The sequence below is a fragment of the Muriicola sp. SD30 genome, from assembly GCF_041205185.1.
Classification (GTDB): Bacteria; Bacteroidota; Bacteroidia; order Flavobacteriales; family Flavobacteriaceae; genus Muriicola.
The window spans coordinates 5043-11707 of sequence record NZ_JBGEWB010000006.1 but is presented as its reverse complement, the minus strand read 5'-3'; the positions used below and the strand labels follow the sequence as shown (position 1 = coordinate 11707).

At 34.7% G+C, this 6665-nt stretch carries 6 protein-coding genes; all 6 read right to left on the bottom strand.

All coding sequences use genetic code 11. The features are described 5' to 3' along the window. Positions 1–219: 219 nt before the first annotated feature. Positions 220–1287 carry a hypothetical protein gene (locus AB8P51_RS15005; RefSeq protein WP_369749693.1) on the bottom strand — a complete coding sequence of 356 codons (1068 nt, stop codon included), beginning with the start codon at positions 1285–1287 and terminating at the stop codon, positions 220–222. A 209-nt stretch (positions 1288–1496) separates the two neighbouring features. Continuing rightward, positions 1497–2015, bottom strand: a complete 519-nt coding sequence (locus AB8P51_RS15000; protein WP_369749692.1) for a hypothetical protein — start codon at positions 2013–2015, stop codon at positions 1497–1499. 814 nt (positions 2016–2829) lie between these two features. Continuing rightward, positions 2830–3999 carry a P1 family peptidase gene (locus tag AB8P51_RS14995; protein WP_369749691.1) on the bottom strand — a complete coding sequence of 390 codons (1170 nt, stop codon included), beginning with the start codon at positions 3997–3999 and terminating at the stop codon, positions 2830–2832. 163 nt (positions 4000–4162) lie between these two features. Further along, the gene (locus tag AB8P51_RS14990) at positions 4163–5104 is read right to left on the bottom strand and encodes a hypothetical protein (protein WP_369749690.1); all 942 of its coding nucleotides are present in this window, start codon (positions 5102–5104) and stop codon (positions 4163–4165) included. 254 nt (positions 5105–5358) lie between these two features. Further along, a complete protein-coding gene (locus AB8P51_RS14985; RefSeq protein ID WP_369749689.1) occupies positions 5359–5889 on the bottom strand; it encodes a hypothetical protein in 531 nt (176 codons plus the stop codon). A gap of 220 nt (positions 5890–6109) precedes the next feature. Continuing rightward, on the bottom strand, positions 6110–6574 hold the full coding sequence (locus AB8P51_RS14980) for a hypothetical protein (RefSeq protein ID WP_369749688.1): 465 nt from the start codon (positions 6572–6574) through the stop codon (positions 6110–6112). Positions 6575–6665 lie beyond the last annotated feature (91 nt).

Here is a 6665-nt window from a genome sequence, read left to right as displayed (position 1 = left end):
GGACAATCCATTTTGGTAATCTCAAATATCGTTTTGTTCATTCAATTTCTTGGTTCTTGTACATTAACCACAACGGTTTTGTATATGAAAAGTAGCGGATTCTTCACGCTATATTTTCAGTTTATAACTGACCTTTATTTTATTATTTATCTTTTGTTTAATCAGGTATACCGCTATTTTTTATATACGTTGTTGTAAAAAGTAATTTTTGGAAGACACTTATTTATCAGACAACAGTTGAAGTCCCATTTTTAAATGTTCTATCCAATTGCCATGCTCTCCTTTTACACTAATCACCTCGGCATTTTTAGACTCAAGAAATTCAATTTCATGTTGAGTTAGTTTTCCAACACTTTGGTCATTTTCGATATAGATATATATGAGATTAGAGAGGTCGATGTCTTTTAGTAATTCGGTATATTTTTCGTCTCTACTTATCGCAGAGGCTATTTTGCGCATATTAACAGTGTAAATATTGTCTGATTTCTCACCAATTTGGGGTGTGATACCATCGGATTCAAATTTTGCTTTAAATCCTTTAGAATAAGCCTCACTGACTTCTTCAGTCATATCTAATCTGCCTACGAATAAAAGATATTTATCTGCAATATTCTTATGCTTAAATAGAGAATTTAAGGCAACAAATGAGCCATAAGACCCACCAACAACATATACTTTTTTCTTTTGTGACTTAAAAAAACTTATGAGCTCAAATAGCGTTTGAGTCGTTTTTTCATTATAATTTGTTGCCTGTTCCCACGATATCTCCTCCTTTTCTGTTTCTTCAGGTTGTAGTGTTTGTGATTCGCGCATATTGATTAGAAAATAGTTGTTCTCATCTATTCCACCTGTAATACTATATCTAGCTTCAAATCCATACGTTGTAAGGTAATTTTCAGGCCCTCCCATAATATTTATGATTATAGTATCACTGTCAGGGTTACCATAAGAATAACCTTGTTTTTCCAATGATTCAGGAATGTTATCATATACAATTCTTATGTCCTCATTTTTAAGAAGGCTTTTAACAACCAAGGCTTTGTATTCTCCATTTTCAGCAACAAACATTTGAGGCATTAATTTTTGTTCCATTATTAATGGCAATACATCTTTAAAAGACGCTTTTGTCCCATTTTCATAATATACTGGCTCAAAATCTGCAGGTGGTTCTTTTTTTACCAGTTCTTGTATGGGAAGTAATTTTAAACTGTCAGGAATAAATGAATATTCTTGACCATATGAAGCAAAGCATATTAGTACGCTATGAATTAGAATTTTCTTTTTCATATTTTTCTGGTCTATGTTTAATTATTTTTTACAACGGTCTTGGCTATGATCTCGGCGCGGCGTTAAGGGCCAAGCTCAGCGTTGGGTTTTCTGCATTGCAGGAAAAATTAGCGCCGGAAAAAGCGAGCCCTGACCGTTTCACATTTTAGCCAGTTCCTTGTTTTATTTAAATGTAGGAAATTTCAAGGAAGTTCTAAAGTAGCGCTGAATTATAGCCGTTGTTGTACGTAGTTTTTTTTAATTAAAATTAGAATCATATAAACAATTGGTATTCCAAACAATAGCCCTATAATAAATGGGGATAAATAACTTGCAAGTTCTTCATAATATCCCAACCCATTTAGGATTGATGTTAAAGTAAGAGAAAAGCAAGTAAAGCTTATAGCAAAGCCTAATACCCTTAACATCTGTGATGACAGTTTGTAATTGTATTCTGCATTTTCTGGCTTAATCTTTATTGGGTAATTAAAGATCCAAGGGTACTGACTTAATTTGTAAATGATAAAAACAATTATACCTAGAATTATTGGTAATTCCCACAATAAACTCTTGTTCCCGAATCCATCAGAGTCCTTAAGTGGTGTGTTAAAATAGATTGGTAATTTCTCTGGTAATTGGCTAGAATAAATTAAGATGATAGCTACTGAACCAACTAACATCAGAAAGCTTAGAATCTCTATGGATTTATCAAACTTACTTTTCTTAATCGCTATTTTGGGGCGGTTCATTTTTAAATTACGTACAACGGTCCCGGCTATGCTTTCGGCGCTGCTTTACGGCGTTGTACTCGCGGTTGGTTTTCCGGGCTTTCCGGAAAAGATTAGCGCTGGCAAGGTGCTACGCCGACCGAAATAATTAGGTACAGGCTTTGTTTATATTAAAAGTAGGAATTTTTCGGAAGACTGGATGTGGCACTTAAGTATAGCCGTTGTTGTCATTAGTTTTTTCCTTCCGATTTAGTTTTCCACCCGAATAAGAAGTTTATAAGATAAATCTATCCATAAATATCGTTCAATCGTTCTTTTTAGATTCATTCATGAAAATTGCAATTAAAGAGCCAATAAGTACTAGCAACGCAACTAAAAAAATGAAAAACTGTCTAGACCAGAGGTTATTTGAAAAATCATAACCTAAAATAATCAGTGCCATTGCAATTATAACTAGGATGGAAGATAAATTACGTTTGAGCATAAATCTTTAGATTAATTCAAGTTTTATTTTTCTTTATTACCGGTTTAAATATTTTTAAGATGTATAGAATGGCAAGAAGGGCGAATACTCCAGTTTCTAAATAACTTCCTTTTAAATAGAAATTTATTACACCAGCTATACCAAAAAATAGCCAAATCAAGTCTGTATAAATATTTCCTTTGAATAATTTTTCCAGCATTACTTTTTTATAATTAATGACAACGGTCTCGGCTATGAGTAGTTGCGTGGGTTAGCACTTAACTTTGCAAGTACACACCAAGTTGGAAATTCCTGTGGAATTTCCAAAGTAGACGAGAATAAGCAATTACTTATAGCCATTGTTGTACCACGTTATTCTTTGATTCTTCCATACTTTTTCAAAATTTCAATGACTCTTTCTTCTGGCATTTCGTATACAGTCGTATTGTTTTTGCCAATCATTGTTTCAGCAGCCACTAATGCATTTAATATCGATTCTTCTGTTGCTTGTGCTGTTGCTTCAAAAAGCCTGGACATTTTATCATTAGGTATCATTTTAACCATCTGGTCTTTTTCTCTATCGGCTGCCTTATTATTGGCTGTAGAAAACGCAATAAAAATATCTCCAGAGCCATTGCCGCCATAACCACCTAAACGACTAATTCCTATCGGAACTCTACGAGCAAGCCTTTTTAATTGATGTGGAAGTAGTGGTGCATCTGTTGCAACAATAACTATTATCGACCCTCTATCTTCTTCAGACCTGATTGGGTTCCAAAGTGGCATTTGGTCAGTGATTTCTTTTCCTACAGGAACACCTGCAATGGTTAATGATTTACGACCACCATAATTAGCTTGAACGAGAACGCCGAGTGTGTAAGTGGTAGAATCAATAGTTATTTCACGAGAAGATGTTCCAATTCCCCCTTTAAAAAGATGACAAATCATTCCAGTTCCACCTCCCACATTTCCTTCTGTTACTGTACCTGATTTAGCATTGTCCAAAGCTGAAAAAGCGTGTTCTTTTTTTACGTGAAACCCATTAATATCGTTTAGGTCTCCATCATAGGTTTCGGCTACAACTGGTAAAGCCCAAAAAATGTCGGGTTCATTCGGAAGCGGGTCAAAATGTTTGTTTTTAAATTGCCATTCAACTACTGCATCTCTTACAACTCCAACACTATGAGTATTTGTTATCATTATGGGGCCTTCTAAAAAGCCAGACTCTTCAATCCAAGTAGTGCCTGTCATTTCTCCATTTCCGTTAAGGCTATACCATCCCGCAAAAACAGGGTCGTATTCTTTACCTCTCGGCAATACAGCCGTAACTCCAGTTCTAATTGGACCATCCCCAACAACTAATTTACCTTCGCCTGATATTAATGTTGTATGACCAACCTCAATTCCCTTAATATCCGTAATTGCATTAAGTTTTCCAGTTTTTCCATCTAGTGGTATTCCTAAATCTCTAGCTCTTGGCTTTTGTCCGAAGGACTGTGAACAAATAAGAATTACTATAAAAATTGAAATTATTCTATTCATATTGGTTGGTTTTTAATGTGGTACAACGGTCTGGTGTATGATTAGTTGCGGAATGGTTCATGAGAAACATTCCGCGATTGGCTAAGATAATTAATACGTGTGATTTTCCGGTGAGGGGATTCCGCAGCAATTAATTATACACATTGTTGGCATTAGTATTTTTCTATGGATTCAGGTCAGGAATATTATCAATTATCGAAGGTCTTCGAATCTTTCCGAAATCTGGATATTCGTCTTTAAACCCCTTTAATTTCTTTTTTTTACTTGTCCAAATCTCCACTTCTTTTTCGTAAGTCATTTGCCATAAGTACAATTCAGCTGCAAACATTTGTTCCAAATAAATTGAATAGCTCCATGCTAACCCGACATAAAAAATACAAATAAACCAACTCCAATCTGGAAATTCCATTCCCTTATTACTTAAATAAAACATTATGCCAGCGGGAAGAAATATTATAAATTCCATAGCCAATGAAAGCGAAAAACCACCTAAAAATTCCGATTTTCTTTCCCCTAGAATCTGAAAACCCCGACGAAATGATTGCCGTATACCTTTATTTTCCCAAGCAAAAGCAGGAATAATCAGAAAAACAACCATTCTTATGCCTTTTAATAATAAGTCGATTGAAAATGTTCCAAAGGAATCATTAGTACCTGCTAAGGTACGAGCTACATTCTCAGCACTTTTTTCCTCTGACTGACTACTTTTATCTTTAATGAAAATCTTTATAACTACTAAAATGAACCAAATAAAACTCCATACAAACGAGAGCAACATTATTGGGACTAGGTTGTAGGAAAATGTAATAAGAAGTGCTTTTGCTAGATTCAATTTCTTTCCGGTTTCCTTTTGTTGTAATAATTCTAACATTACCGAACATGAAATGGAAAGAATAAAAGCCAAAAAATAAATGATTAAAAAAAGAATCATAAACTGGGCTTTATTATTATACATGTCCCATTTAAAGTCCCATTTAAAATAGATTATTAAAGGGGCATAAATGAGCCAAACAACAAAGATTGGTAATGCTAAAATTGGATATTGTCGAAATGTCTTAAAGGACGCGGAAATTAGCCCTGCTCCGTTTTTAACTCCTTCAAACATTTGGGTTAGTAATTTTCAATTCTGAAGATTTTTTAATATTAATGCCAACGGTCTTGGCTATGATCTCGGCGCGGCGTTAAAGGCGAGCTTCGTTTTGGCTTTTCTGCACTTTGCAGAAAAAATTAGCGCCGGAAAAAGGGAGCCTTGGCCTCTACCCTATTCATGCCAGTTCCTTGTTTTATTTAAATGTAGGAAATTTCAGGGAAGTACTAAAGCAGCGCTGGATTATAGCCGTTGTTAGGCACTGGCATTTCTTAATTTTTAGTTTTTAGCTTTTTTATTTCAATTGCCAAATCGCGTTTCGATTTAGGAACATTCTCCTTAAACCATTTTTTAGTTAGTTTCTTATGCGTCTTAATGGCTGAATCATTTATGGGTTCTCTTGGTGGAGGAGGTGGAGGGCCTTTGGTGGCTCTAATGTTGGAGTAAGGGTGTTTAAAGCTTCGGGTTAATCCACAAGCATTGATTCTGAAGATATTATCGTTGTCAAATTGTCCATATAATATCCATTTTCCTTTATGTCGAATACTAGGGGTACAATCACCTTTGAATGTTCCTTTGAGTTTCCGACTATAATTTTCCCCTTTAAGAGATTCTAAAACGATAAATTGAAATGAACTCGTAGAGGAGTCTATTTCGGTGACTTTAGCAATAAAAATACCATCAGAGAATTTATATTCATGTTCCTGAAGTGCTTTTAATTCCAAAGGAACCTTACAAATACAAGCTATGCATTGGGTAGAAACAAATAATAAAAGTATCAATACAATAAATGATGCTTTCATGTTTTTATGCTTGTGCCTAACGGTCTTGGCTATGATTGCGGCGCGGCATTGGGGCGAAGCTATGCGGCTGATCTACCGCGGTTAGCGGTAGAGATTAGCGCTGGCAAAGTGAGCCCTGGCCTTGAAATATTTAAGCCAACTTTTGTTTTGATTAAATGTAGGAATTTTAAGGGAAGTTCTAAAACGGCGCTGAATTATAGCCGTTGTTGTAACACGTTTTTTACTCGTCTAATTCATCCATTTTATAAAATAGCGGTAATTTGAACTGTTCTTTATTTTCTTTCGTGAGATAATGAAATTGCATTCCCCAACCATTATCAAATCCTAAAATTCCATAATCCTGATTGAAATAAAGCGAACCCATTGCGTCTGGAATAGGTTCAGTTTCATATCTATCAAAATTCAATTTGTTTTTGATAATATTTTTCTCTTCAAGATTAAATTCTTCGGGTCCAAAATGGATTTTGTTAGAATTCTTCACAAAATGAAAATCCATATTTTTAGTAGAATCCACAAGGTTCTGGTATTCGTATCGGGTAAAACTATCTTTTTCTTTTATTGTCAGTTTATAGTCGTTTATACGCGTAATTGTGTCGAATTCATAAACCACTAGGAGTCTTGATTCTACTTTGACTATTTCTTTTTTAACTGGTTCAGAACAGCTGGAAAGTCCGATTAGGATCAATATGTAAATAATTTTATTCAAATGTGTTACAACGGTCTTGGCTATGACTTCGTGGCAAGCGTCAGACGTTTTTTTGTTTCTTTAAAAATAG

What these genes read in the sequence shown, in the direction of transcription:
- AB8P51_RS14995 (WP_369749691.1), bottom strand. Translation starts at nt 3,999, where the DNA reads ATGAATAGAATAATTTCAATTTTTATAGTAATTCTTATTTGTTCACAG.
- AB8P51_RS15005 (WP_369749693.1), bottom strand. Translation starts at nt 1,287, where the DNA reads ATGAAAAAGAAAATTCTAATTCATAGCGTACTAATATGCTTTGCTTCA.
- AB8P51_RS14985 (WP_369749689.1), bottom strand. Translation starts at nt 5,889, where the DNA reads ATGAAAGCATCATTTATTGTATTGATACTTTTATTATTTGTTTCTACC.
- AB8P51_RS14990 (WP_369749690.1), bottom strand. Translation starts at nt 5,104, where the DNA reads ATGTTTGAAGGAGTTAAAAACGGAGCAGGGCTAATTTCCGCGTCCTTT.
- AB8P51_RS15000 (WP_369749692.1), bottom strand. Translation starts at nt 2,015, where the DNA reads ATGAACCGCCCCAAAATAGCGATTAAGAAAAGTAAGTTTGATAAATCC.